Below are 24,576 nucleotides of genomic sequence, written 5' to 3' on the forward strand. Positions count from 1 at the left end.
GGTCCTCCCGGGATCGCCACCCTCGTTTTTTCGTCAAATTTTGTCATTTATTTCAGTCCTTTAAGTGAGTCTGTTGGACCCGAGTTGGACAAGTTGGAACTTTCCGTTCCTGTTATGACCCGGCGCAGGTCAGCCGACCGCGCATAGTGGTCCGCCTCGGTCTCGGTTTCGTGGCCCAGGACCGCCATGCGCTGATCTTTCGTCGCACCCATCTCGCGCATCATTGCCGCGCGTAGCTTGCGCAGGCCGTGGGCTGTTTTCCCGTCGTCCAGCCCAGCCTTTCGACACGCGTCTGCAAACCAGCCCGTCGCGGCTTTTGGCGACCGTGGCCTGTTGCCCGTCGTGGCAAGGTAGGTCAGCGCACGCGGTGCACGGTCAATACAGGCTTGCAGCAGATCGGGACGACCCTCGAACCATTCCGGGCTACGCGAGAGTGCAGGACTGCACGCCATCGTTTGCGATTTGCTGCGTCGATACGTGATCCATCCGTCATGGCTGACGTGGCCCTTGCCGATTTTGCAGGCGTCACCGATTGCCGCGCATGTCTGATAGATCAATTCCATCGCCAGCCGCTGCGGTGTGCCAATGGGCCAATGGGCGCGGAACGTGTCGAGGTCATCGCGCGACCATGCCGCGTGACCGTCTGTTTTCGGGACCGCTTTGGGCCGCACGTCGCGGGCCGGGTCCATGTCGAGCAGGCCTGCGTCCAGCCAATACCGTCCCAGCGCCCGCCAGACCTTCAGTCGGCTGTTTGCCGGATTGGGATCGAATTGCGCAATGTCTTTGCGGATGTGCCGGGACCGCAGGCCGGACAGTCGCAGATCGCCGTAGGCGCGGCGTAGCTTGTCCAGCGTGCGGCGGCGCTGGTCCCGCGTGGTCGGTGACAGCGCCCGGAAAATGTCCGACGACTGATAGGCCAGCACGCCCGCGCCTAGCGAGCCTGTCAGGTGCGTTGCGGCCAACGGCATGTCGCCGCCCGCCGCCTCGGCATAGGCACGCAAGAACGCAGGATGATCCATCGGCAGATCGGGCAGGGCGATGCCCTTGCGGCCTTTTGGGCGGTAATAGCAGCGCGGGTGTCCGCTGGGCCATGTTCCTGACCTACTGATGAAACGCAGCTTCACCGCGCCGCCCCGATTGCGTTGTCCCATTCGTCAGCCCCCGTTTCGTCGTGCGACGTTACGGGCGGGGTGTCATCGGTGACAAGTATCTTGATGATCGCGCCTTCAACAACGACCGTTGCGCATCCCTCCTGACGGGCAGCGCGGATGGCACGCTTTATCTGCGCTTCGGTCGCAGTCGGCATCAGTTGCGGGCCTCCTGTGCTAGTTCCTCAAGCGCGGCACGGACCCAGTATTTCGCATGGCGACCCTGCGGCGCGGTATCCGTGCTGTGGAAGTCCAGCGGCTCAGGTGCCATCAGCCATTCGGCTGACACGTCCAGCACCCGGCAAAGCGCCAGAAACTTGCGGCTGTCTGGCATGGCCTTGTCGCTTTCCCACTTCACCACGGCTTGCGCGGTGCAACCGCATTCACGGGCAATATCCGCCAGTGTCATCCGAGCGCGGGCGCGGGCAACTCTCAATCGTTCACCGAACATCACATCCCCCATTTCTGCCACCATCGGCGACTGTTGTATGCTGTCCACATGCGGATAAAGCGGCGGTGTCCGGTCATGCCAATTCCCCGCATGTGTCGCAGTATGCCGTGGCATCGCCCCAATCGAAGCACATCACGCCGCTGCACGGTTTAGGCTTGTATCCGCGCGGCGCGTCCTCATTCGGTTCATCATACCGCAGGCAGGTTTCGCCCGCTTCGGTGCCGACTTCGTGGCGGTCGTCATCGGGGACGGACAGTCGCCATTTATCATATGCGCTGGTCATGCGTCACCTGTCGGCGCGAGAGCGGACAAGATGCGCTCGGCGTAGTCGGCTTGCGCTGCGGCTTTGGCGGCTTCAAGGGTGGCGTGGGCAATTCCAGTTTCAGCATGACCGATGTAAAGAAACCAAGTTCCTTCATCTTTGGCGATTTGATACAGGCCAAATTCATCCGCTAATTCGCAGTCAAGGTGCCAAGGCGCATTTACCCACACCAGCGGCTTGACTCGTTCCCCCCGCAGCCTATCCACCTCTGCACGCAGGGCGTCGGCCTCGGCGCTGGCAGCGGCGATCTGATCGTCATAGGCCTTGGTCAAGGATTCGGGGTAGTGGCCACAGCCGGGCGTATGCTGTGTCTCTCCGCCATGAAATCGTTGGCACCCGGCCTCGCATGGACCTTCATACAATTCATCACTCATATCGTCATCCTCTCGGCAGTGAATAAATATGCAGCGCGTCCCCGGCCACGGTGAACAGCAGGCCAAATGCGTGCCAGACGCCCCACAGGCCCACGGCGATCAACACGGCCCAGATCGCCAGACACAGCCAGCACATGCGCCGCCGTGGTTCGTCTATCCATGTGGCGTGCTGGTCATCGGCGCGACGGGCCAACATGCCACGGTCGAAGTCTTGGCGCGGCAGGTTGTCGGCAAGCCACTGCGGGCCAAGCGTGCCTCGGCCATCGGGGGCGCGGGTCATTGGGTGACCTCCGTGGCGACACGAAGCATTCCCTTGAAAGTATGCAGACGTTTTGCTGCATTCTCACACTCAGCCCACACAAGGGCTAAAAACGCATCGCGCTGCGTTGGATAAAGCGGGCCACGTGTAACCGATGAGGACCATTGCCCATCGCCAATCTTAAACCTCCATTTTTTCCACCCCACATCGGTTTCGTTTTTCTCCCTGATTTCAACGCGACGAACACCGTGGGTTGCGGTCCAGTAAACACCTTCGACCGGCTCGCCATGCAGGTTGTCGTAGTCACCCCATTGGAACGGCACTGGTTCAGGTTTTGCCTCTTGCGGCCATGACAAAGCAGCAGTGATTTGCCATTGTTCCAATTCGGATTTTGCTGCGTCGATTGCCCATTTTGGTTTGGCATCACGCCAGTCGCGAACATCCATCCCTCAATTCCCTTCATTCTCATCATCATGATGTTCATCACAGCCCCGCGTGGCGCTGGCCTCGGCCATTGCTTCGGCGCGTTCCCGGGCTGCGGTTTCTGTTGCTGTCTCCAGGCATTCCGGCACCGGATCGCCGCGTTGGATGCACCAGTTGCGGATGCGGTCGCGGGCCTCTTGCGTGTAATCGGCCCGGTCGCCGTCGTAGTGCGTTTCGATCAATCGCGCGGTCAGGCCGTTTTCAGCGCACCACAACCACTGGTCAGCGGCCTTGTCCGGGTCGGTGTAATCGTCCTCTGCAACCCATTCGCCAGCGTCCAGCAGTTCCAGCACATAGACCGGACCCGGCATTGTGCGGTTGACGTGCGCGGCGTTGGCGGCAAGGGCGGTGAATGCGTGGTGCCGGGTCATGGGGTGGCCGGGGGCTTGGCGCGGGCCGCAAGCATGGCGTCGGCAAGTTCGTAAGCATCTCGCGCCGCGTTCTCGGGGCGCAAATGGATTCCCGGCTCCCCGCCGAACCTTCCGGCAATGTATTGACCGGCGAACCAGTCGCGCAGGGTCATGCCTTTGCCATTACCTATAATTACGCCGCTTTGGCTGAACCGCTCTCCGGGAAACACGTAGCTGTCTTGCTCAAGGTCCATCACTTGCCCTCCATCGCAGCGATAACGTGGGCGTCAGGCACGGCGTCAAGGTCGGTGATGACGCGCGGCGCGGGGGGCAGGGTCACGCGCCGCTTGGCTGGCAGGCCAATCACAACGCGCGGAATGACTGCGCCGTAGCTGGTGATGATGTAGTCGGGGGTGATCGGGGAGTGTTGCATTTCAATGGGTGTCCTTTAGGTGAATTTAATTGAGCTGTTGGTTTCCAGCGCCAGATTGATGGATGAAATGATGCTTTGAAGCGCCATCGCGGCCTTCAAATCACCTTCATCCATGTATTTTTCGACGTGCGGCTCTGTGATTGCGATTATCAGTTTTGCAGTCGCTTTAGGCATCGGTATATTCACGACAATTCCTTTCGTGCGGTTCAGTTTCGGTATTCGGTGAATTGGCGGTCGCGCTGTTCGCGGCGTTCATGGCGGGCAATCAGCGGGCCAAAGACGGCGAAAAACAAGGCTGCGGTGGCGATGGTCGCGGCGGTCATTTGCGGGCCTCGCGGTAGGCGGGTATTTCCGCCCACAGGTCGCCGTCGTGCAGAAAAACAGGGTTCGTAATTCCGCCGTCTGTTCGGTTGTCGTCTTTGAAATATCCGTGGACAGTATCAAACCAAATACGGCAGACGAGGTTCATCATGCGCGGGTAGCGGATCAAGAACATGCGGCCATCACGAGGCGCGGTATCGTGCGGCATCCACACGTCCCGTTTCAACGCATCCGCAGCCTTTGCCAGCCTGTCGCGCTCCATCGTCAGTTCGCCGTATGCCGCAACGGACCGTTCGTGCGCCCGCTGTTCGTCGGCCAGTTGCTTGCGCAGGGCGATGACTTCGGTGGCGAGGGTCAACGGGACAGTCTCTGCGACACGCTTCAAGACGTAATTATTCGCCTGTTTCATGCTGTCTTCTGGCGTCGAGCTGTCGTGTTCCGCAGAAAGACAATCAAGCAATCTATCGTTGCCCTTGAAAAGGTAATAGCCAGAATGTCCGTGCAGCTTGACGGTGAGTGCGCCAAACTTGGTGATTGTGTCCCATTCACCACCCCATCGCGACCATTTAAGTGGCTTGACGTGCTCGCCCAGCAGCTTTTGCAGCGTTTCGGTGTCCGGCGCGGTCATGCCGTCACCCCATCGGCTAGGCGGTCGGCTGGGGCGGGCAACAGGTTTTCGTAAACCACCTTGATATGGGCGCTGACAGGCGCGGTGTATTCATCCGGCACGCCATCTTTGCGGGCCTGGTCAACGGCATCGGCCATTTTCTTGACAAACCGTTGCGTTGCTGCGGTTTCGGGATCCGGCATGGCGGCGATGTGCGCGATGGCACTTTCAATAATTTCCCGAGGTGTATCGCCGGCGAAAATGTCCATGCCATACGAACCGACCTGCGCGCCTTCGCTGCTTCGGTTTTTAAGCATCAATCTTGCCCGCGCCCCTGAAACGAGGGCGAATTCTGCGGACGGGGTAACGCAGCCCTTTGCCGACATAAGGTCGGGCAGTTTGTCGATTTCAACCTGAATTTCTGCGAGGGTCAGCAGGTCGTTGCTGGCGGTCATTGCGTTGGTCATTGGTGTGTCTCCTGTGTGGTGGTGGCCTGATCCGCTGCGTCAAGAACCCAGAAAGCCCCGTATCCAACGCGCGGAATCCGGTGGCCGTTGGCCTGCGTGGAGTTCGGGTGAACGCAAAGCTGCGTCCCGGCCAAAACGACGCGGTAGCGCCCGCCTTTAGTGAAGTTCTGACGCTCGGCTTCATCACGGTGGCCAACGCAAATTACCGTGTCGCCCGGCTGTGCGCCGGTTTCCTGAATTGATCCGAATTTATTGGTTGTCATCGTCGCGTCTCCCATTGGCCCGGTGTGGGCTGTTGGGGATACATTATGTGTCGCTTCGGGCTGTGTCAACGCAAAATGTATCGTCTCGACACAAAAAAGGGGGGACTAGGCCCGTTTGACCCAAAGAATCAGCGCTGCCCATTCAACCTGAACGGACCGGATCGGCGGCGCGTTATAGCTTTCCAGTGTGGCAATCCCGCGATCCTCTGCGCGAACGGTTTTGACAAACTTGCGCCCATCCAGCAAAGACACAACGCACTCTTGTCCATCTGCCCGCGCAAGGCTGGCGACGTGAGAGTCATAAATCAGAACGTCACCGTCCATGTATCGAGGATACATGCTGTCGCCACGAACGCGAACCGCAACAGCGCTTGGCCCAATACCTGGTGGTGGGTCTATTTCATCTAGGCATCCACCGTCATCAAACGGATGAACTTCGGCCCCAGCGCCAACATACCCCACTAACGGCACCCGTTTTTTCTCATTGTCACCAACACCTAGCAACAGCCATTCCGGGGATACGCGAAACGCGCGGGCATAGATCGGCGCTCTCGTGCGTGGGATGTTTCGCTGCCCGTTTTCATGCGCCCGGTAGGTCGTTTCGGTCCAGCCGAATTTCCGCGCGGCATCTGCTGCGCTCTCGAACCCAGCTTGTTCGCGGGCGGTTTTAAGTCGTTCGTGCATTTCCATTCCCGCCATTTAGCAGACCGCACAACGCAAAAGGTGTTGACATCTAATCCGGCGTGATACAAATTGCGTTGTATGACACCCGAACAACTCATAAGCATCTGGGGCGACCGGACCAAACTTGCGGATGCCATTGGCGCTGGTCACACGACCGTGCGTGCATGGTTCCAACGCAACTCCATCCCGGCCCGCTACGATCCAGCAATCATAAAAGCCGCGAAGAAAGCAGGCCGCGAAGTAACGCCTGCTGATCTTTATTCCGTGCGGACAAAGCTGGCTTCTCAAGCAACGACGGGGGCGACCCAATGATCGCCGCCCCCGCATCCCGTTCTGTTTCCATGTCTGTCTCACAAACTAGACATAGGAATGGAGTATCAGGAATGTCCTGCCGAAAGTTTTCCGCAAAAGCGGACGTGCTGACATATCGCCAGCATTTTGCGCACATGTGGCGCGATTTTATCACCTCCAATTTTGACAGCCCGGCTCATGCGGCTTTGGTTTTTCGCGTCGATCCCTCGACTGCTGAAAATTGGTTTGCCGGAACCAATGCCCCGCAAGGCTGGGTTGTCGGGCGGGCGCTTTCTGACCCTGATTTGCGTGACGCGGCAATCGCAATTTTCGGGGGAAACTAATGCTCCGTAGGTTGGTGGAAATAGAAATCATTCTTGCCCTGCGTCTTGGCGCATTTGGGCGCTGGTGGGCAGCTTCTGCTGCCCGTCGCCTTGGAAAACTTTCCGGGAGATAGTCCATTGGAAACGCGCGAATATCTTTACTGCATTGAATTGCTCGGCGGTGATGTGGCCAAAGTTGGTATCACCAACAACCCCGGCAGCCGCATCCAATCACTAATGGCGGGTTCGCCGTTCACAATGAAGTTTCGCCACCTGCTTCAATTCAGCCGCCGCGATGTGAGTTCAAGTTGGGAACGCCACATCATTGCCAACGCGGACCCCCACAAAGGCCGAGGCGAGTGGGTGAAGTGCAACGCTAAACTTGATGGGCTTTTTGCGAAGGCTCCGGGCCGCTGCGCAATGAAGGACTTCAACATCACCGATGATGTGGGGCGCATCCCCTGCGTTATCCGGTCGGCTGAAAGCAATTCCGCAATCCTCGTTCATGGCCTTTCAATGCCACACGGAGATCAGCCGCGTGCGCAAGACTTTGAGGGCATCGTGAGCGACTACGAACGCACCGTCATTCACGCAAGACTACGCGGCGGATACGGTGTGGAAGATATTCATGTGATGGATGGCCTCGCACTGGATTTAATCCGTGCAGAAATTAGCCAGCTGACACGTCGAGGAACTCTCCGTCGTGTTCTTGGATTGCGTGGTAACGCAGCATGACCCGCCGCATCACCATCCCGCCCGCGCGGTTCCCTATTCCGCCTGCACCCAAAGAGATGACCCGCGCGGCGCGTGTTCCGGTCGTCACGGGCAAGCCTGACGCAAGCGAAAATTCGTTGGCGTGGTTCGCCACCTCTGGTGGGTGGGGCAACAACTACGTGCCGCGCAAGTCGCGTTACGAACTGGCAGGAGATGACCTGTGAAGCATTCTGATTTGCATTCGCGATTTCTTGATTGCGCAAAGCGCGGTCTAAGCAAGGCGGAAACTGCCCGTGAACTTGGCGTGCGCCCCCAGACGGTCGGGGAATGGGCGGCACGTCACAAGGTATCCTTTTGCTCTGCATCTGTCGCGTCTGGATTGACGAAAGAACAGCGCCGCGACGTTGACACCCTTTTCTCCAAGGGCGGCTACACAATGGCCGAAGCCGTCGCAATCGTCACAGCGCCAAAGGTGAAGATCCGCGCCACCCCGCCGTCGCAGGCAATCGCGCAGGTGACGGCATGACCAAGCTGCGCGTTCTCGATCTTTTCAGCGGAATTGGGGGCTTTTCTTTGGGCCTTGAGCGCACTGGCGGCTTTGAGACTGTCGCGTTCTGCGAAATTGAAGATTTCCCCCGCCGCGTGTTGGCAAAGCATTGGCCGGAGGTGCCGCAATATGACGACGTTAGAACCCTCACAGGCGCAAGGCTTGCTGCCGATGGAATTGCCGTCGATGTTATCACAGGCGGGTTCCCATGCCAAGACCTTAGCACAGCGGGACGCCAGGCTGGAATGGGTGAGGGCACCCGAAGCGGCCTGTGGTCCGAAATCGTCCGACTTATTGGCGAGTTACAACCCCGATACGTCATCGTGGAGAACGTCGCAAACCTGCTTAGTGGCCCTAGCGAAAAACGAGGCGGATGGTTTGGCCGAGTTCTCGGAGACCTGGCCGAAAGTGGGTATGATGCGGAATGGCGCAGCATACCAGCTTCCAACCTTGGCGCTTGGCATAAGCGCGAAAGAATATGGGTCATCGCCTATCCCAACGCCGCGCAAGATAGACGGCAGGTCAGCGGGCGCGGGAACATCGGACGGTTGCCTAATCCGAAGATCAGCGTCCAGCTTTGGGCTGAACTTGGCCGAATTTGTGCAAGTAGAGATGCGGCAACTCTTCGCAACGCCACAAGCATCGGACAATCGCGATCGGGGAAACCTGTCCAGTCCATCAGTGCAGAGGCGGCAACGCATAGGCAAGCAGTTGGGCTTGTCGCAGGTGGTATCGGATCAATCTGGCGCTCTGAACCCGACGTGGGTCGAGTGGCTAATGGGGTTCCCCAGCGGGTGGACAGACTTGGAGGGCTAGGAAACGCCGTCGTCCCGCAAATCCCCGAAATGATCGGCCACGCCATCCTTGCAGCGGAGGCCGCACAATGACCCATCACACCCATTCCGTCAGGGCCTCCCTGCTGGCGGATCGTCCGGCGTTCCTCCCAGCGCCTGACGTGACTGGCGGGGGGAGGGCATCCCACGGCTCCCCCCGCCACTTTTCTACATGGATAGACCGCGCACAGGCCCGCTACAGCGCGAACCCGTCCCACCGCAACGCCGTGGCCCTGCGTGACGCCCTGCACGAGCGTATGGCCGCTTACAACGCGGGGGCGCGTCATGAATGACCCGGTAAACCATCCGAAGCATTACACTGCGCATCCGTCGGGCGTGGAGTGTATCCAGATCACGGAACACATGGGGTTCTGCCTCGGCAACGCCGTCAAATACATCTGGCGTGCGGACCTGAAAGGCGATGCAATCGAGGATTTGCGCAAGGCGGAATTCTACATCAAGCGCGAGATTGCCAGACGGCTAGGCGAGGTTGCGGAATGAGTATTTATCTTGGAATCGACCCCGGCAAAAAAGGCGCATTAGCGCTGCTGGATAGCGAAACTTTGCGCGTGTCGTGCCACGATATGCCCGGCACAACGCAGGAATTGCACGACCTTGTTGCGGGCCTGCCGATGATCAAGGCGACCGCATTGGAAAAGCTGTTCACGGGTCCGGCGATGGGCCGCAAAACGCTCTGCACGATGTTCATGAATTTCGGAATTCTGAAAGGCGCATTGATGTGGCGCGATATTCCGTTTCGCGAAATCGAGCCGAGCAAATGGAAAGCCGCGCTGGGTTTGTCCAAAGACAAGAACGCCAGCCGCGAAATGGCAATGCAGTTGTTTCCCGATGACGCCGAACAATTCAAGCGCGTCAAAGACGATGGCCGCGCCGAGGCCGCGCTGCTGGCTTACTGGGGTATGCAGAAATGACCTTTGAAATCGCAACCGTCGCACAAGAAGAACCGCAGCGCCCATACGGCAGCTTTGGGAAATACGAACATGACTACGGCATGAACGTTGACCTTTCGGATTGGACCCGCGCTGACCGCTTCAAGCGCAAGTGCATCGAAACAATCTGGTCAATCGAAAACGCCAACGACTTGGACGGCTACCTCGCATCGCAGGATTTCATGTTGGACGCGCTGCACCTCGCGCACCCCAACATGGCCGCAGAAATTCGTGAACACGAAACAGAATGCCGCGCTGGACTTGCCAACGCGACAACCCCATCGGCGCAAGCCGATACCGACCCGGCGGCACCGGGAAATGTCCTTGGGATTGAATTCTAAGGCGGCGCGATTTGAGCGCATTCGTAAAACAAGGAAAACAGAAGATGACTTTGACAATCGACACAGGCGACACGGGCGGCTCCAAAGGCCCTTGGATGTCATGGACCAGCAACGGTTCCGCGATGAAGGGCTTCAAGCCCAAGTCGTGGGTGCTGCGCGGGAAAGACGCCAACGACGAAAAGTTCGAACACGTCATTCCCGCATTTGAAAACGGCTGCGTCATGGATTTGGACACGCTGCAACTGGGCTGGATGAAAGACGGCGCAACGGGTCAGGCACCGGAAAAGCGCTGGAACCCGTCCATCTCGCAAGCAACGCCGCGTCCAGACGACAGCAAGAAACAGTCCGGCGCATACGCCTGGTCGGCGGCTTTGTCTGTGCGCTGCGCAATCGGCGGCGGGCAGGCGGCAACATGGGAACAGGCCGCATTTGGCGCTTACGATGCGTTCTCCAAACTGTCGAAGCAGATCGCGGCGGAATGGGCTGAAAAGTCGGAAAACGGGCGGCTGTTGCCGCTGGTCAAGCAAACCGGCGTGGAAAGCCAAACCCTGCAATCTGGCACGTCGAACAAGCCCGTTTTGACGGTCGTGCAGTGGGTGCCGCGTCCCGACTGCCTGAAAGACGACGCCCCGGTCATCGCGACCGCACAAGCCGAAACGACGACGCCAGCGGCTGCAACCGCCAGCGCCGCCCCGGCTGACACGCGCATCCCTGAGGATGCCGAGTTCTGAGCAAGAAACGACTCACCCGGTCCCCCAAGCGGGGGCCGGGCCACTGAAACTGACGGCCCGATAGGATACAAGATGGAAATCAAAACGGGTTCCGCCGACGTTGAGGCATGGAACATTTTAGAAGGCCCGCGCGTGACGCTGGATGCGTCATGGCCCGCGCTTAAACCTTGTCGCTTTTGCAACCACACCACTGGCGTTTTGACAGGCCCGAAAGGGCCTCACGCTGATGGTGTGAGGTGCGAAAAGTGCTACCGCCACATTGGTTGGCTTCCCCCCGCGTATCACGGCGACAGCGCATCCGACATGTCCTTGATTGAGGACTGACCATGATGCCAGAACAAATCCCGATTGAGGCCAACGCAGCGGAAATCCTGCACGACCTCGAATACATCACCGCCCGATGGCACGAACTCAATGAACCCGCCTCTATCGAGGTAAGGGCGTTCAAGGAAGGTTCGCAGCCCCAGATCGGCAAATTCAGCCCTGACGATTTGTCAGAGGCCGTCGATTGGATCGAAAGCATGAACGCGACGGGGCGGAACGTCTACGCCGTTCGCAACCCCATTCGCGCAACATGCACCGGGTCCGCCACAGACTCGGATATCATCGCCAGCTTTTTCGTCTGGGCCGACTGTGATGAAGGTGTGTCCGCAGCAAACGTAAAACAATGGGGCGGGCCAAAATATTCCGCAGCCGTGATTACAGGTCGCGTGCCAAGCCCCCGCGTGCATACCTACTGGGAACTTGCCGAGCCATGCTATGACATGGCCGTCTGGCGCGAAACGCAAATGGCAATCGCAGCCCACTTTGGCAGCGATAAATCCGTCATCAACCCCAGCCGCATCATGCGGATCGGCGGCACCGTCGCTTACCCAGCATCGCACAAGGTTGCACGCGGGTATGAACGCGAACTGACGACAATTCGCACGACATACCCGGATCATCGCAGCCCCGTCACAATCGACCAGATGCGCCGCGCGTTTGGGTCAGCCCCCGCGTCGTCATCGCAATTCCAAATCGACACGGGCGCATTGCCCGCGCCGTTGGACCGCGAACGCACCGCTATTCAGGCCATGTCCGGTGCCAACTGGAATGACGCTGTTTTGCGCTTGGTCGGCAGCTACGTCCGCAAAGGGCTGTCCGATGCAGAGATCCACGCGCTAACCGACCCGTTGACGCTTGGCGGCTATACCGTCGAGCAAACGCGGGCCGAAGTGCAGAATATGATCGACCGCACCCGCGCAAACCCGAAGTTTGAAATTGCGACGGAATACACGCCGAATTTCGATCACGCGCCCGCGCCTACGACAAACGACCCGCAGCCGATGGTGCAGCCCTGGAAGCTGCAAACCGCAGCAGAGTTCACAAAAGACTTTGTTGCCCCCGAATACATCGTTGACGGCGTGATCCAGCGCGGGCGGCTTTACACGCTGACAGCACCCACAGGCAGCGGCAAAACAGCCGTCATGCTCTATGCATCGGTTGCGATTGCCGAGGGCGTCGAATTCTACGACCGCGAGGTTGAAGCGGGTGACGTAATATTCATGGCGGGCGAAAACCCGGACGACGTTCGGGCGCGAATGATCGGAACTATGGAGCATCACGGCATCAACCCCGAGACGTGCCGCGTTCACTTCATCCCTGGCACATTCAGCATCCGCAACGATTTGGACCGCATCCGTGCGGAAGCCGAAAGATTGCCCAACCTTGTGCTAATCGTGATCGACACCTTTGCCGCATATTTTGATGGTGAGGACGAAAACAGCAACGCCCAGGCTTTGGACTTTGCGCGTGTCGCACGTCACCTCACGTCGTTCCCGTCAAAGCCCGCTGTGGTCATGCCAGCACACCCCGTCAAGAACGCCAGCAGGAGCAACCTTGCGCCCAAGGGCGGGTCATCACTGGTCAACGAGGTGGACGGCAATCTGACGCTTTGGAATGACGGCGGCATCGTGTCGCTACACTGGCAAGTCAAGTTTCGCGGCCCAGAATTTGAGCCGCTTAGCTTTGAACTACAGCGCCACATGTCCGACCTGATCCGCGACAGCAAGGGTCGGCAAATGCCGACGATCCTCGCCAAGCCGATGCTGCAAATGCGGGCCATGCAGATTGCCAATGAGAACATGTCAGCAGAGGACAAGCTATTGCTGTCGATCAACGACGCGCCGGAACTTTCGCTGGCAGAACGCGCCGTCACGATTGGCGTTAAGCATAAGGTGCAGGTGGCGCGGATGCTCGAAAAGCTGGCAGGGCAAAAGCTGATCCGCAAGTTCCGCACCAACTGGGAACTGACGAAAGACGGCGACCGGGCCGTCGAAATCATCACGTCAGGAGGCAAGTTTGCACCCGAAATCTGAACCCGAAAACATGTTACGATTCCTGTTACGGCAGGCCCTTTGCGTAACATGTTACGTAACAACCGTAACAGCCCGTAACAAATGTTACGATTTCTCCCAACCCAAGGAAAACAAATGACAAATCTTGTTACGGCAAAGGGGGCGTTTTGTTACGGGGTCATCATCGTAACACACCCCCGTTTCTTAAACGGGGTGTCGTGTAACGGCGTTACGGCAGAGGAGTTTTTCACATGGCAGGAATGACACGCCGCAAGACGCAGAAGTTCGACAGCCTCACAGCCCCGGACCTGACTGCGACCGATACGATGGTGCATTACGCGGTGGCACCGTTTGACCGCGCCGCCCGCGACATGGACCGAAAATGGGGCGTAGGGCGTTTGCCTGAATTGGTCACGACGGCATCGGCTCAAAAGTTTGGATCGGCGATGGCAAAGCTGGATGCCGCCATCGCCTCAAACGACCCGACCGAAACTGGCGTGCGTGCCGCTGTCTGCATCCGTGGCTTGGCCGCGCTGGACGCCGAAGCCGAAGCGGCTGGCGCACCCAAGGCAAGCCCGGACGTTTGGGAAATCGAGATCGACGGCATGAAGGTCGGCATCCATCGCGACTTGCCGGACTGGCCAGCCATCCAGGAGGCACGCCCGGACTTGACGTTGTTCAATCTCAGGCAGGTGGCGACGGCGCTGAAAGCCTACAGCCTGACAGCCGACGTTCTGGCGGCAACGCAGGACTTTTTCCCGGATGCAAAGGTGGTCCGGATCAAGCCGACGAAACCACCATGCGACTTCGCAGGGGGCGGCGATGACTTCGACTTCTAAACGCGCCCTGATCCACACCCTTGGCGACCAGATCGCCAGCGGCAACATCGCATGCAGAGGTGAAGAATGACCCGGCAGCATCAAATGAAAATTCTGCGCTGGATCAAGAGCGACGTGGAAGAAGAAATCGAGAAAGTTACAAGGTCACCTTTCAAGTTTTTTTGGGGCTTTGAGGCGCATCGGATGAAGTTGGAGGCGCTTAAATGCAAGCGACAGGCAATTATGGAACTTATCGCGGAATGCGAACAATGACCCAGCACCAGCTTTCCGCCCGCATCCTGCACGGTGGCAGCATCGACCCGCTGGCCTTGGCGTGCATGACGCGTCTGATCCACACACAGCCGTTTGTCGTGCGCATCGTCGCACGCACGCTGGGCGTGATCGGCGGGGATTACGACACGTCAGAGGATGCGGGAAAGCCGCACCAATAACGACGCCGCACGGCGCAACACGAGGACAGAGCAACATGGCAAAGACAAAGCGCCGTAAGGTGAACCAAAGAAGCAAAGCCCGCGCGGGTGTCGGTGTGTCGCTAGGCGGATCCGAATGGGACCAAGGGGCAATGGGGCAGGCGAACAGGCTCAACCTTGTTGTTGAGCAGCGCGGCACCACTGACCCCATCACAGGCAAGACCACCAACCCTAACGGGGTCAAGGGCGTGCGCCGCGTGGACATGATGGAGGTCTACTACAAGCGCGGATGGATCAGTGACCGTGGCTATACGGCAGGGGAGAAGCTGCGTGACAAGTGGGAGGCGACAGAACGCAGCCCAGGCTGGTCAGACAATGACCGCGTGCAGTCCAGCCCCAAGCCGGATCAGGCCGTTGCAATGCGGATCGACCGCCTGAGCCAACTGGTCAGGATTACGCGCCTCATGCCACCGCAGCACAAGTCATTGATTGAGGCGGTCGCAATCCGTCAGAGGTCAATCAACGCGGCGGTTGTCGATGGTGCGCGTCCATACGTGGGCAGAGGACACAAGATCGGGCAGTCAGAACTAATGGTTGCGTTTGACGCTCTTGCAGACGCTATAGGGTGTTGACAGTAAATCCAAAGTGCGTTACGGATTACTTATCGCGCGGGGCATGTCCTTTCGCATTTCAGCGCCCGCCTTAATCGGTGGGCGTTTCGCATTCCAGAACAACACCCGCCACGCACCCCGGCGGGTTACTGACATACCCACCGCACGCTCCGAACCTGTCACCGCTGACGGTCATCTGCAATGCGCCTCTATGGCGTCAACTCGTTGTGCGGAACGGGCATCGTTAAAGGCGGGAATTGCGGGAAGCGGAACAATTATCGGCGGGAAGCCGGATTGAAAAACAATCAAGGAAATCATTATGGCTCAGCGAGGCGGGAAGCGCGCTGGCGCTGGCCGCAAGCCGGGTCAAGTGTCTAAGGCAAAGCGCGACTTGGCAGAAATGGCTAAAGACCATGCGCAATCTGCGCTTAACGTCTTAGTCGAAATCATGACGAACGATCAAGAGGCCGCAACTGCACGCGTCAGTGCAGCGAATGGGATACTAGATCGCGCATACGGGAAGGCCGTTCCCATGCAAGTTGATCCTCAGCAGGACGACGCGCCATCTGTCACAGTCAACCTGACAATGGCCGCACCGGTCAAGGATATCCGTGTCACACGATCTGACGGTTAGCGCACCGCAAGGCGTTTACCTGTCGCAACTAGACACCAAGTTTCGCAGCTTCGTCGGCGGGTTCGGTAGCGGCAAGACCTACGTGGGTGCGCTGGACTTAGGCTTGTTTGCTGCAAAGCACCCTAAGCTGGTGCAGGGCTACTTCGCGCCGACCTATCGGGATATCCGCGACACGTTCTGGCCAACGATGGACGAGGCAGGATCTGCGCTTGGCTTTCGGGTCAAGGTCAAGTCTGCTGACAAAGAGGTCGAGTTCTACAGGGGCCGCGCTTACTACGGCACAATCATTTGCCGGTCTATGGATGATCCTGGCGGGATTGTGGGCTTCAAGATTGCCCGCGCCAATGTGGACGAAATCGACGTTCTGCCGACCGAAAAGGCCGCGAACGCTTGGCGCAAGATCATCGCGCGGATGCGCCTTGTGGTGCCGGGTGTGGTCAACGGTATCGGGGTTACGACAACGCCAGAGGGCTTTAAGTTCGTCTATGAGACGTTCAAGCGAAACCCCGGCACTGATTATAGCATGGTGCAGGCCAGCACCTACGAGAACGAACGGTTCCTGCCACCGGATTATATCCAGTCATTGCGGGACACCTACCCACAAGAATTGATCGACGCCTACCTAATGGGCGAATTTGTCAACCTGACCAGCGGCACGGTCTATAGCAGTTATGACCGCGTTGCGTGTGGATCGACTGAAACGATCCAGCCGGGTGAGCCCCTCAAGATCGGGATGGACTTCAACGTCGGCAACATGGCCGCAAAGGTTTTCGTGGTGCGCGGCGATAGCTGGCACTGCGTCGATGAAATCACGGGCGGGCGCGATACCCCGTCGATGATTGACACTCTCAAGGAACGCTACGCAGGCCACCACGTCACGATCTACCCTGATGCCAGCGGCAAGAACGCCAGCAGCAAGGGGGCCAGCCTGTCGGACATCGGGCTGTTGCGCCAAGCGGGTTTCACGATCCGCGCAAAGGACAGCAACCCCCGCGTTAAAGACCGCGTGTTGAGCGTGAACAAGGCGTTTGAAGCTGGCAAGGTTCGGGTGAACGCGACCACAGCCCCCAGCGCCGCGCGGTGCCTTGAACAACAGGCGTATGACAAGAACGGCGAACCGGACAAGGCGTCCGGTTTAGACCACGACAATGACGCTTTCGGATACCCGATTGCCTATGAAATGCCGGTTATCAAGCCGCGCTTTGACAGCCGGAGCCTCCGTCTATGACCGCAGTTGCGAAACAGTCTAAGGCCGTAGCGGCCATGATCGACGCTGCAACCCGTGGCCGTGCGCTGATGGGCGGCACAAAGGCCATGCGGGCGGCGGAGCAGACATACCTGCCGAAGTTTACGGCAGAGACAGAGGACACCTACCGCGAACGTCTAAAGCTGTCGTGGCTTTTTAACGGATACCGCAAGACGGTGCGCGACATGACGGGCCGGGTATTCCGGAAGCCTGTCGAGTTGGGCGAGGATACGCCTGACCAGATTGCCGAATGGTGCAAGAATATCGACCTTGCGGGCCGTGACCTGTCCACTTTCGCGCGTGACGTGTTCGAGGACGGCTTAGACGCTGGCATCAGCTATATCATGGTGGACGCACCTGCTCGTGACGTGACGCTGACCCGCGCACAGGCCCGCACGCAAGGATTGCGCCCGTTCTTTGTCCAACTGCGTGTAGAAGACATTCTGGGCTGGCGTTCCGAGGTCATCGCAAACGTGACCGTTTTGGCGCAAATGCGCATTATGGAAACGGTGACCGAGCAAGACCCGAAAGACGAATTTGCAAGCGTAGAAGTGCAACAGGTGCGCGTTCTGGATCGCACCGACGCTGGGGTCATGACGCGACTGTATCGCAAGAACGACAAGGACCAATGGACGCTTATTGACGAGCCGACCGTCAGTGACATGACGGAAATCACGGTCATCCCGTTTTATGCCAACCGCACCGGATTTTTCACCTGCGAACCGATGCTAGACGACTTGGCGGATGTAAACATTGCGCATTGGCAGTCGCAATCTGACCAGCGCAATATCCTGCACTTTGCGCGCGTGCCTATCTTGTTCGGCTCTGGCCGCACGGATGACGAGCCTATCACCATCAGCGTGGGGCAGATGACCACGGCAAGCGACCCACAGGCCAAGCTGGCTTGGGTCGAGCATTCGGGCGCGGCTATCGGTGCGGGTCGGCAGGATCTGAAAGACCTTGAATTTCAGATGGAAACGCATGGCCTGCAACTGCTTGTGGCGCGTCCTGGCAGCGAAAGCGCAACCGGCGCGGCATTGGATGCGGAAAAGGAAACATCGCAGCTATCCATGACTGCTGACGCATTGCAGGACGCGCTTGAACAGGCGATGATCTGGATGGCGGAATATGGCGGGCTTGGCGACGTAACGCCAACGGTCAACGTCAACAAGGAATTCACCGTCGGCATGATGACGGCACAGGAAATGTCTGTGCTGTTGCAGGCGGTTCAGACGGGCAACATGTCGCGCGAAACGTTCCTGCGTGAATTGGCGCGGCGCGGTATGGTAGCGGCTGATCTGGACGTAGACGACGAAGCCGAGCGCATCGGAACGCAGCCCCCAACGCTGACAGGGCAGGCGCTGGACCTGAACAATGGCGGCTGATGGTGCCAACGACCGCATCGCTGATTTATTCACGCGCCATGCGATTGACATTCTGCGTGTGGAAGCGGGCCAACAGAAGGCGATCCGGGCGTTACTGACAGAACTAGAGGGCGATCTCGTCGCACAGCTTGCGCGGATTGACCCAACGGGTGTGCCGCGGGAAAGCGCAAAGGCCGCGCGGCTGGAAAAGCTGCTGACACAGGTTCGCGACACGATCCGCGTAAGCTATCGGGCGGCGTCATCGCAATTCATCGGTGAACTGCGGGAACTGGCAGACATCGAAGCGGATTTTACGGCCAAGGCGATCAACGACGGTCTGACCATTGACATGGCAACTGCCAATTTCACGCGGGCGCAAATTGTGGCGCTTGTGGACGGGGTTCTAGTGCAAGGTGCGCCGGTTGCGGAATGGTGGAGCCGTCAAGCTGGCGACACGCTGCAACGGTTTACGGACGCAATGCGGCTCGGCATTGCCCAAGGCGACACATCGGCGCAGCTAATCCAGCGCATCCGGGGCGGGACACGCAACGGCGAGCCGGTCACGGGGTTTATGGAAATCACGCGGCGGAACGCTGACAGCCTCGTGCGGTCGGCAACGCAGGCGGCGGCAGAGAGGGCCAGACAGGCCACCTACGACGCCAACGCGGACATTTTGGCGGCAACGGTATGGACCAGCACGCTTGACGGCAGGACCACGCTGCAATGCGCCGTCAGGGACGGGCTGCGCTACACGGTGCTGGGCCACAAGCCCATCGGGCATGACGTGCCTTGGGGCGCGGGGCCGGGTTCGCTGCATTGGGGTTGCCGCTCATCATCGCGGCCCGAAACGAAAAGCTGGCGCGAACTTGGGTTCGACATCGACGAACTGGCCCCGGCAACGCGGGCAAGCGTCAACGGGCAGGTCGCGGCGGACCTAAAGTTTGAGGACTGGCTGGCGAAGCGTTCGCAAGCTGAACAAGACGACATTCTAGGCAATGGCCGCGCCGCGTTGTGGCGTGACGGCAAGATCAGCTTTCGCGACTTGCTGGACGGCAACGGGCGGGAATTGAGCCTAGCGGAATTACGGGCGCGGATTTAGCGCCTTGAACCGTTGGCGGGAAGCCAACACTAACTGACGGGAAGTCACACAATGAAAATCGCAATTGAAGATGCCACTGGCTTGCCGGAATGGCTGCAATCCCACGTTTCCGAAGGCCACCTAGACCTTGCGGCGGTTCCGGTCCCGGAGGACGTGACCGGTCTCAAGACTGCGCTGCAAAAAGAGCGTGAGAACGCGCAAGTCTGGTCGAGGTTTGGCAAGCCTGACGACGTGGCCAAGCGCATTGCGGAACTTGAGGAAAAGGCCAAAGGCACCGGCAAGGGCGCAGAAGATGCGCAAGCCAAGCTGGACGCGATGAAAAACGAGTACGAGGGTAAGCTGACCGAAGCGCAGGGCCGCATCCAAAAGATGATGCAGACCAATGCGCAGGCCAGCCTGAAGGCGGAACTGGCCAAGGCCGGTTTCATCCCCGAAGCGATTGACGATATTGCAATGACGGCAATGGGCCGATTGCAATTCAACGACGACGGCACTCCGAAGGTGCTGACGTCGGACGGAAAGCCCATGATCGGCAGCGGCGCAGACCACGGCGCAACCCTGACTGATCTGGCAAAGGAATTGGCGGCGTCCAAGCCCTATGCGGTGCGGGACGACGGCAAAGGGGGCAGCGGGAAGCAGCCCGGAACGAATGGCGGGACGCCAACACGACAAACCGTCACGCGGTCGGCATTCGACGCAATGTCACAGACCGAACGCGCGGCATTCTCCAAAACAGGCGGCAAAGTCGTTGACTGACCGCGTATCATGAAAGGTTGACCAAATGGCCAACGTTCTTACCGATCTGGCGGCAGATATCTACAAAGCCGCCGACATTGTGGGCCGTGAACTGGTGGGTGTTATCCCGTCTGTCACGATTAACGCAGGCTCCGAAGGCGCGGCTTTCGGTGACACCGTGCGCTCGCACTTCACCCGCAAAGCAACGGTCAATGAGACCTACACCCCCGCGATGACCATCCCCGAGGGTGACGATCAGACCGTGGACAACAAGACGATGACCATCGACAAGGTGGCAAACGTCCAAATCCCGTGGACCGGCGAGGACATCAAGCATGTCCAGAACGGTTCCGGCTATGAAACGATCTACGGTGACCAGATTGCGCAAGCCATGCGTGCAATCACCAACAGCATCGAGAACTATACCGCGACCGCGCTTTACCAAGGTGCATCGCGTGTTTTTGGCACGGCTGGCACCAACCTTTTTGCGTCTGACTTCGACGCGGTGGCAGAGGTTCGTCAGATCCTCGTGGATAACGGGATGCCGCTTGATGGTCAGGCAACACTGGCAATCAACACGCTGGCAGGCACGAAGCTGCGCAACCAGGCGCAGTTGCAAAAGGTCAACGAGGCCGGTGGTGACGATCTGCTGCGTCGTGGCGAACTGCTGAACCTGCAAGGGCTGATGCTCAAGGAAAGCAACGGCATTCAGCTGCACACCAAAGGCACGGCAACCGGCGCACTGGTTGACGGCGCGCTGGCAGTCGGTGCCACGTCAATCACGTTTGACGGTGCCACGGCTGGCGCATCCGGCATCAAGGCGGGTGACGTTATCACCTTTGCCGCTGACACTGCGAACAAGTATGTCGTCGCAACCGGTGCAACCGGCGCATCCGGCACAATCACGATCCAAGGCCCCGGCCTGCGGACCGCGATCCCGGACAACAACGCCATCACCATCGGCGCAAACTACACCGGCAACGTGGCATTCCACCGCGCCGCTGTCGAACTGGTGGTTCGCCCGCCTGCGCAGCCGTTTGGCGGTGACGCAGCCGTTGACCGCATGACTGTGCAAGACCCGTTCTCGGGTCTGGTCTATGAGATCGCGGTCTACAAGGGCTACGGCAAGGTTATGTTCGACGTGACCACGTTCTACGCCGCCAAGGTGTGGAAAGGCGATTTCGTCGCAGGTCTGCTGGGCTGATCTTTCTGAGGGGCCGGGAAACTGGCCCCTTTCTCAAGATCAGAGGTGACACATGGCACTAGACACAACAATCGGCGGCACCGCGTCAGACAGCTACGTCACGTTTGCCGAGTTCCAGGCATACTGGACCGCGCGGGGCGTTAATATGACGCAACACGGCCATGATACGTCACACGAGGCGAATTTGCGGTCTGCTGCGCAATATCTGGACAGCTTCTATCGTTTCGTTGGCATGAAACAGTATCAGTTTCAGGCTCGCGCTTGGCCACGGCTGGTCAATCAGCTTGTCGATGACTGGCCGATTGACCCCGACACAATTCCGCGTGCGATCAAGGATGCACAAATGGAAATGGCCTATCTGATCCATGAGGGCGCAACACCGTTTGCGGCGATTGATGGGCTGGTGAAGCGTAAGCGCGAAAAGCTAGACGTGATCGAAGAGGAAACCGAATATTTCGGCGGGCAGGGCAAGCCTTCTTACCCATCTGTCGCAACGCTATTGCGCGAATATATCACAGGCGGGCCGGGAAAGGCGCGGATGGTGCGCGGGTGACCATCTATGACCGTGCGAAAGCCGTTGCGGACCGCAAACTAGCGGACAAGGGGCAGACAGCGGCCATCCGGCGCGTTGTCGTGGCCGGTGGTGGGCCAACTGACCCCACGGGCGGCACAACCACGGAAACCGATTACCCCTGTCAGGTGGCGTTATTTCTGGTGTCTCTGCGCGACGTTGACGGGACGTTTATCAAGGCTGGCGACTGGCGCGTTCTGGTATCAACCGATGGGCTAACGATCACCCCAGAGACAACCGACCAGCTAGTGTGCAGCGAGGGTGTTCTGACCATCGTTGACCCGGGCAAATTCGCACCGGCTGGGCAGATCACACACTACAAGATGATTGCGCGTAAGTAATGGCGAAAGTCACAATTTCGCAGTGGACGGAAAAGGCCAAGGGCCGCATGGATACGCTGGTCAAGAAAGTGGCGATTGACGCCTTTTCAGAGGTCATCTTGAAAAGCCCAGTGGATACAGGGCGATTTCGCGGCAACTGGCAAGTCGCAATCGGCAGCGTTCCTGACGGTATTTTGCTGGTGGACGATCCAACCGGGCAAGTGACCATCAGCAAGGTCACGGCGGTCGCGCAAGGCGTCAAGGCGGGGCAGGTCATAACGCTGGTCAACAACCTGCCCTACGCGCAGCGGCTGGAATATGGCTGGTCCAACCAAGCCCCTGGCGGAATGGTTCGGCTCACCGCGCAACGCTGGCAAGCTATCGTTGACAAGGCGCTGACGCAGATTGTGAGAAGCACATGACACCAGAGGCCGCAATCACCGTAGCACTGACGACACGCGCGGAAACGCTTTCCTACACGCTGATTTATCCCAGCGTAGGCGATGACAGGCCAGACGGGGAATATGTCGAGGTGCGGCACCTGCCAAACGAGACAGAACGCCGTATGCTAAAGGCATCGGACCCGATTGAGCGTCAGGGCATCTATCAACTGACCTTGTGCAGCCCTGCCGGTCAATATCCTGCGGTCTATGACGAAAAGGCTGGGGCGATTGCATCGGCATTTGGGCGGGCGGCGTTGCCTGCTGTTGATGGCGTCACGGTCCACATCGTCAAGGCTGCAATCGCGCAAGGCACGTCAGACGGTAAGCACTGGCGCGTGCCGGTGTCGATCTATTACCGCACCCATGCATAAGGACGCACCGACATGAAACGCAAAGCACCCGCAAAGCCCATGCGGGCTGAAATCGTAACGCTTGCCACGTCATACGGCAGCACGCCGGGAATGTTGATTGACGGCGATGCGCCAACCAAGGGCGATAAGTTCAGCGCCACCTTGGCCAACGGCATTACCTACAGCGGCACGGTCGCAGGCACCGAGGAGCGCGACGGCAAGACGCTGGTTATGTTCCGCGACGGTATCGAGGCGGTGAAATGACGGACGTGGTTCGCATTGTTCCGCCCGGCCCCGGACTCCGTGCAGGACATGGCACGAAGGTCTTTTGCGGCGAAACTGAGATTGGCGGCATCACGTCGGTCTGTATCAACATCCAGTCCGACAGCATCATCACGGCAACCGTCGAAGTCGCGGTGACGTTGGATGAAGTTTGGGCGCATCCGTTGCTAGGCCGCGAGAGCCTTGAACGTGCGGCCAAAGCCTATGGGCTGAAACTCACCGAAGAATAACGCCGCCTGCTTGCGGCCCCGAAATCGGCAACCCGTCGATCATCCCGCGCCCGCGTGGCGCAACCCCATGACAAAGGAAAAATCATCATGGCAATTACCGAAGGCATTGGCGGGTTTCTCTCCGCATCCGCCGCCGCACCCGCAACCTATGACAGCACCGGCTATGCCGCGCTAACATGGTCTGATGTCACTCAGGCAAGCGAAATCCCGGAATTTGGCCCGGAACACTCGCCGGTGACGTTCACGCCGCTGAAAACCGGCATCGTTGACAAGTTCCACGGCGAACTGAACTACGGCAGCTTCACCGTTCCCGGCGCTCTGGACGCTGACGATGCGGGGCAAGGCATCTTGAAGGCCGCGCTGGCATCGAAAGACGAAATCAGCTTTCGTGAGACGCGCTCTGACGGGTCCATCCGCTATTTCAGCGGCAAGGTCATGTCATTCCGCACCGGTCAATCGGTCGGCTCGGTTGTGCCGTTTTCCTGCATGATCGAAGTGACCCGGGCAACCGTGGACGTTGCAGCACCGTAATCCGGGAAACCGGACGGGGTGACAGACTTGGTTCGGCTGTCACCCCACATTGAACCACGAACCGCAAAGGACGAAACAAATGGACCTATCAAATCTTGACACGGTTGCTGCCGCGAATACCGGTGCGACGATGACGGTATGCCACCCCGCGACGGGTGAGGAACTGAAAGGCGCTGACGGAAAGGCGATGACGCTGACCCTGATGGGCGCTGATAGCGGCGAATTCAAACGCGCCGTGGCCGACAGCATGAAAACGAACAAAGGCCGCAAGCAATCGACCCTTGCGGACGCAGAACGCGCAACCGTGGATCTGCTGACCCGCGTGACAATCGGCATGTCTGATAACTGGGAATGGGACAAAAAGCCGTTTCCGTTCAGCAAGGAAAACGTGCGCCGCCTATATGACGAGCGCCCGTGGCTGCGTCAGCAGGTTGACGAGTTTATCGCGGACCGTTCCAATTTTTTGGCCAACAGCTAGA

Annotated in this window: 43 protein-coding genes; 27 read left to right on the plus strand and 16 right to left on the minus strand. The window is 58.9% G+C overall.

Annotated features, from left to right (window positions below):
- Positions 1-47: 47 nt before the first annotated feature.
- From AN189_RS17450 to AN189_RS18940, 15 genes are all read right to left on the minus strand, one after another.
- On the minus strand, positions 48-1,151 hold the full coding sequence (locus AN189_RS17450; protein WP_083484487.1) for a tyrosine-type recombinase/integrase: 1,104 nt from the start codon (positions 1,149-1,151) through the stop codon (positions 48-50).
- A complete protein-coding gene (locus tag AN189_RS19415; protein ID WP_056039039.1) occupies positions 1,121-1,306 on the minus strand; it encodes a hypothetical protein in 186 nt (61 codons plus the stop codon). The genes AN189_RS17450 and AN189_RS19415 overlap by 31 nt, the downstream gene beginning before the upstream one ends.
- The gene (locus tag AN189_RS18935; RefSeq protein ID WP_172794946.1) at positions 1,306-1,647 is read right to left on the minus strand and encodes a helix-turn-helix transcriptional regulator; all 342 of its coding nucleotides are present in this window, start codon (positions 1,645-1,647) and stop codon (positions 1,306-1,308) included. Before AN189_RS18935 ends, AN189_RS19415 begins: the two co-directional genes overlap by 1 nt.
- A gap of 25 nt (positions 1,648-1,672) precedes the next feature.
- Complete coding sequence (locus tag AN189_RS19420) at positions 1,673-1,882, minus strand: hypothetical protein (RefSeq protein ID WP_056039043.1); 210 nt, start codon at positions 1,880-1,882, stop codon at positions 1,673-1,675.
- The gene (locus AN189_RS17470; RefSeq protein WP_056039044.1) at positions 1,879-2,295 is read right to left on the minus strand and encodes a hypothetical protein; all 417 of its coding nucleotides are present in this window, start codon (positions 2,293-2,295) and stop codon (positions 1,879-1,881) included. The genes AN189_RS19420 and AN189_RS17470 overlap by 4 nt, the downstream gene beginning before the upstream one ends.
- A 4-nt stretch (positions 2,296-2,299) precedes the next feature.
- On the minus strand, positions 2,300-2,575 hold the full coding sequence (locus tag AN189_RS17475; RefSeq protein WP_056039048.1) for a hypothetical protein: 276 nt from the start codon (positions 2,573-2,575) through the stop codon (positions 2,300-2,302).
- Positions 2,572-3,000: a hypothetical protein gene (locus tag AN189_RS17480; RefSeq protein WP_056039050.1), complete on the minus strand. Its 429-nt coding sequence runs from the start codon at positions 2,998-3,000 to the stop codon at positions 2,572-2,574. The genes AN189_RS17475 and AN189_RS17480 overlap by 4 nt, the downstream gene beginning before the upstream one ends.
- Before the next feature lie 3 nt (positions 3,001-3,003).
- Complete coding sequence (locus AN189_RS17485; protein WP_056039052.1) at positions 3,004-3,408, minus strand: hypothetical protein; 405 nt, start codon at positions 3,406-3,408, stop codon at positions 3,004-3,006.
- Positions 3,405-3,641: a hypothetical protein gene (locus AN189_RS17490; RefSeq protein ID WP_056039055.1), complete on the minus strand. Its 237-nt coding sequence runs from the start codon at positions 3,639-3,641 to the stop codon at positions 3,405-3,407. The genes AN189_RS17485 and AN189_RS17490 overlap by 4 nt, the downstream gene beginning before the upstream one ends.
- The gene (locus AN189_RS17495; protein ID WP_056039058.1) at positions 3,641-3,820 is read right to left on the minus strand and encodes a hypothetical protein; all 180 of its coding nucleotides are present in this window, start codon (positions 3,818-3,820) and stop codon (positions 3,641-3,643) included. Before AN189_RS17495 ends, AN189_RS17490 begins: the two co-directional genes overlap by 1 nt.
- A 15-nt stretch (positions 3,821-3,835) precedes the next feature.
- Positions 3,836-4,006 carry a hypothetical protein gene (locus AN189_RS19250; RefSeq protein WP_157057544.1) on the minus strand — a complete coding sequence of 57 codons (171 nt, stop codon included), beginning with the start codon at positions 4,004-4,006 and terminating at the stop codon, positions 3,836-3,838.
- Positions 4,007-4,139: 133 nt separating this feature from the next.
- Complete coding sequence (locus AN189_RS17500) at positions 4,140-4,769, minus strand: hypothetical protein (RefSeq protein WP_056039062.1); 630 nt, start codon at positions 4,767-4,769, stop codon at positions 4,140-4,142.
- Complete coding sequence (locus AN189_RS17505) at positions 4,766-5,215, minus strand: hypothetical protein (protein ID WP_056039064.1); 450 nt, start codon at positions 5,213-5,215, stop codon at positions 4,766-4,768. The genes AN189_RS17500 and AN189_RS17505 overlap by 4 nt, the downstream gene beginning before the upstream one ends.
- Positions 5,212-5,493 (minus strand): hypothetical protein, encoded by a 282-nt coding sequence (locus AN189_RS17510; RefSeq protein ID WP_056039067.1) that lies wholly within the window; start codon positions 5,491-5,493, stop codon positions 5,212-5,214. The genes AN189_RS17505 and AN189_RS17510 overlap by 4 nt, the downstream gene beginning before the upstream one ends.
- A 90-nt stretch (positions 5,494-5,583) precedes the next feature.
- A complete protein-coding gene (locus AN189_RS18940) occupies positions 5,584-6,168 on the minus strand; it encodes an XRE family transcriptional regulator (RefSeq protein WP_172794947.1) in 585 nt (194 codons plus the stop codon).
- Positions 6,169-6,240: 72 nt separating this feature from the next.
- Here AN189_RS18940 and AN189_RS18945 point away from each other — a divergent pair, with 72 nt between their 5' ends.
- The 17 genes from AN189_RS18945 (at position 6,241) to AN189_RS17605 (ending at position 18,353) form a co-directional block, all read left to right on the plus strand.
- On the plus strand, positions 6,241-6,474 hold the full coding sequence (locus AN189_RS18945; RefSeq protein WP_083484490.1) for a carph-isopro domain-containing protein: 234 nt from the start codon (positions 6,241-6,243) through the stop codon (positions 6,472-6,474).
- 71 nt (positions 6,475-6,545) lie between these two features.
- Positions 6,546-6,797: a hypothetical protein gene (locus AN189_RS17520; protein ID WP_056039072.1), complete on the plus strand. Its 252-nt coding sequence runs from the start codon at positions 6,546-6,548 to the stop codon at positions 6,795-6,797.
- 45 nt (positions 6,798-6,842) lie between these two features.
- On the plus strand, positions 6,843-7,511 hold the full coding sequence (locus AN189_RS17530) for a GIY-YIG nuclease family protein (RefSeq protein WP_216597760.1): 669 nt from the start codon (positions 6,843-6,845) through the stop codon (positions 7,509-7,511).
- Positions 7,508-7,714: a hypothetical protein gene (locus AN189_RS17535; protein ID WP_056039081.1), complete on the plus strand. Its 207-nt coding sequence runs from the start codon at positions 7,508-7,510 to the stop codon at positions 7,712-7,714. The genes AN189_RS17530 and AN189_RS17535 overlap by 4 nt, the downstream gene beginning before the upstream one ends.
- Positions 7,715-8,012: 298 nt before the next feature.
- Positions 8,013-8,924, plus strand: a complete 912-nt coding sequence (locus AN189_RS19755) for a DNA cytosine methyltransferase (RefSeq protein ID WP_083484492.1) — start codon at positions 8,013-8,015, stop codon at positions 8,922-8,924.
- A gap of 231 nt (positions 8,925-9,155) precedes the next feature.
- Positions 9,156-9,371: a DUF3310 domain-containing protein gene (locus AN189_RS17550; protein ID WP_056039087.1), complete on the plus strand. Its 216-nt coding sequence runs from the start codon at positions 9,156-9,158 to the stop codon at positions 9,369-9,371.
- Positions 9,368-9,802: a hypothetical protein gene (locus AN189_RS17555; protein WP_056039095.1), complete on the plus strand. Its 435-nt coding sequence runs from the start codon at positions 9,368-9,370 to the stop codon at positions 9,800-9,802. The genes AN189_RS17550 and AN189_RS17555 overlap by 4 nt, the downstream gene beginning before the upstream one ends.
- A complete protein-coding gene (locus tag AN189_RS17560) occupies positions 9,799-10,161 on the plus strand; it encodes a hypothetical protein (protein ID WP_056039099.1) in 363 nt (120 codons plus the stop codon). The genes AN189_RS17555 and AN189_RS17560 overlap by 4 nt, the downstream gene beginning before the upstream one ends.
- Before the next feature lie 11 nt (positions 10,162-10,172).
- Positions 10,173-10,892, plus strand: coding sequence for a hypothetical protein (locus tag AN189_RS17565; protein ID WP_172794948.1), 720 nt, complete (start codon positions 10,173-10,175; stop codon positions 10,890-10,892).
- A gap of 72 nt (positions 10,893-10,964) precedes the next feature.
- Positions 10,965-11,216, plus strand: coding sequence for a hypothetical protein (locus AN189_RS19255; protein WP_157057547.1), 252 nt, complete (start codon positions 10,965-10,967; stop codon positions 11,214-11,216).
- A 2-nt stretch (positions 11,217-11,218) separates the two neighbouring features.
- Positions 11,219-13,249, plus strand: a complete 2,031-nt coding sequence (locus AN189_RS17570; RefSeq protein ID WP_056039106.1) for an AAA family ATPase — start codon at positions 11,219-11,221, stop codon at positions 13,247-13,249.
- 230 nt (positions 13,250-13,479) lie between these two features.
- On the plus strand, positions 13,480-14,067 hold the full coding sequence (locus AN189_RS17575; protein ID WP_157057548.1) for a hypothetical protein: 588 nt from the start codon (positions 13,480-13,482) through the stop codon (positions 14,065-14,067).
- 84 nt (positions 14,068-14,151) lie between these two features.
- Entirely contained in the window at positions 14,152-14,319 is a 168-nt protein-coding gene (locus AN189_RS17580) for a hypothetical protein (RefSeq protein WP_216597761.1), read from the plus strand.
- A complete protein-coding gene (locus tag AN189_RS17585) occupies positions 14,316-14,498 on the plus strand; it encodes a hypothetical protein (protein ID WP_056039116.1) in 183 nt (60 codons plus the stop codon). Before AN189_RS17580 ends, AN189_RS17585 begins: the two co-directional genes overlap by 4 nt.
- 35 nt (positions 14,499-14,533) lie before the next feature.
- The gene (locus AN189_RS17590; protein WP_157057549.1) at positions 14,534-15,109 is read left to right on the plus strand and encodes a hypothetical protein; all 576 of its coding nucleotides are present in this window, start codon (positions 14,534-14,536) and stop codon (positions 15,107-15,109) included.
- Between the two features lie 590 nt (positions 15,110-15,699).
- Positions 15,700-16,950: a phage terminase large subunit gene (locus tag AN189_RS17600; protein WP_083484493.1), complete on the plus strand. Its 1,251-nt coding sequence runs from the start codon at positions 15,700-15,702 to the stop codon at positions 16,948-16,950.
- A 35-nt stretch (positions 16,951-16,985) separates the two neighbouring features.
- The gene (locus AN189_RS17605; RefSeq protein ID WP_056039127.1) at positions 16,986-18,353 is read left to right on the plus strand and encodes a DUF4055 domain-containing protein; all 1,368 of its coding nucleotides are present in this window, start codon (positions 16,986-16,988) and stop codon (positions 18,351-18,353) included.
- An 811-nt stretch (positions 18,354-19,164) separates the two neighbouring features.
- On the opposite strand, the gene AN189_RS19760 is transcribed toward AN189_RS17605, so the two are convergent.
- Complete coding sequence (locus tag AN189_RS19760; protein WP_083484497.1) at positions 19,165-19,254, minus strand: zf-TFIIB domain-containing protein; 90 nt, start codon at positions 19,252-19,254, stop codon at positions 19,165-19,167.
- A gap of 228 nt (positions 19,255-19,482) precedes the next feature.
- Between AN189_RS19760 and AN189_RS17615 the strand changes: the two genes are divergently transcribed.
- From AN189_RS17615 to AN189_RS17660, 10 genes are all read left to right on the plus strand, one after another.
- On the plus strand, positions 19,483-20,187 hold the full coding sequence (locus AN189_RS17615; RefSeq protein WP_056039132.1) for a hypothetical protein: 705 nt from the start codon (positions 19,483-19,485) through the stop codon (positions 20,185-20,187).
- Between the two features lie 25 nt (positions 20,188-20,212).
- Positions 20,213-21,370, plus strand: a complete 1,158-nt coding sequence (locus AN189_RS17620; protein WP_056039135.1) for a hypothetical protein — start codon at positions 20,213-20,215, stop codon at positions 21,368-21,370.
- A 52-nt stretch (positions 21,371-21,422) separates the two neighbouring features.
- Complete coding sequence (locus AN189_RS17625) at positions 21,423-21,923, plus strand: DnaT-like ssDNA-binding protein (RefSeq protein WP_056039138.1); 501 nt, start codon at positions 21,423-21,425, stop codon at positions 21,921-21,923.
- Positions 21,920-22,282, plus strand: a complete 363-nt coding sequence (locus AN189_RS17630) for a hypothetical protein (RefSeq protein ID WP_056039141.1) — start codon at positions 21,920-21,922, stop codon at positions 22,280-22,282. Before AN189_RS17625 ends, AN189_RS17630 begins: the two co-directional genes overlap by 4 nt.
- Positions 22,282-22,683: an HK97 gp10 family phage protein gene (locus AN189_RS17635; protein WP_056039144.1), complete on the plus strand. Its 402-nt coding sequence runs from the start codon at positions 22,282-22,284 to the stop codon at positions 22,681-22,683. Before AN189_RS17630 ends, AN189_RS17635 begins: the two co-directional genes overlap by 1 nt.
- Positions 22,680-23,075: a phage tail terminator-like protein gene (locus AN189_RS17640; protein WP_056039145.1), complete on the plus strand. Its 396-nt coding sequence runs from the start codon at positions 22,680-22,682 to the stop codon at positions 23,073-23,075. The genes AN189_RS17635 and AN189_RS17640 overlap by 4 nt, the downstream gene beginning before the upstream one ends.
- A gap of 12 nt (positions 23,076-23,087) precedes the next feature.
- Positions 23,088-23,318, plus strand: a complete 231-nt coding sequence (locus AN189_RS17645; protein ID WP_056039148.1) for a hypothetical protein — start codon at positions 23,088-23,090, stop codon at positions 23,316-23,318.
- On the plus strand, positions 23,315-23,566 hold the full coding sequence (locus AN189_RS17650) for a hypothetical protein (RefSeq protein WP_056039153.1): 252 nt from the start codon (positions 23,315-23,317) through the stop codon (positions 23,564-23,566). Before AN189_RS17645 ends, AN189_RS17650 begins: the two co-directional genes overlap by 4 nt.
- An 87-nt stretch (positions 23,567-23,653) precedes the next feature.
- Positions 23,654-24,097 carry a hypothetical protein gene (locus tag AN189_RS17655; RefSeq protein WP_157057550.1) on the plus strand — a complete coding sequence of 148 codons (444 nt, stop codon included), beginning with the start codon at positions 23,654-23,656 and terminating at the stop codon, positions 24,095-24,097.
- Between the two features lie 79 nt (positions 24,098-24,176).
- Positions 24,177-24,575, plus strand: coding sequence for a hypothetical protein (locus AN189_RS17660; RefSeq protein WP_056039156.1), 399 nt, complete (start codon positions 24,177-24,179; stop codon positions 24,573-24,575).
- The last annotated feature ends 1 nt before the right edge of the window (position 24,576 follow it).

Source organism: Loktanella sp. 3ANDIMAR09, from assembly GCF_001420005.1.
Lineage (GTDB): Bacteria > Pseudomonadota > Alphaproteobacteria > Rhodobacterales > Rhodobacteraceae > Loktanella.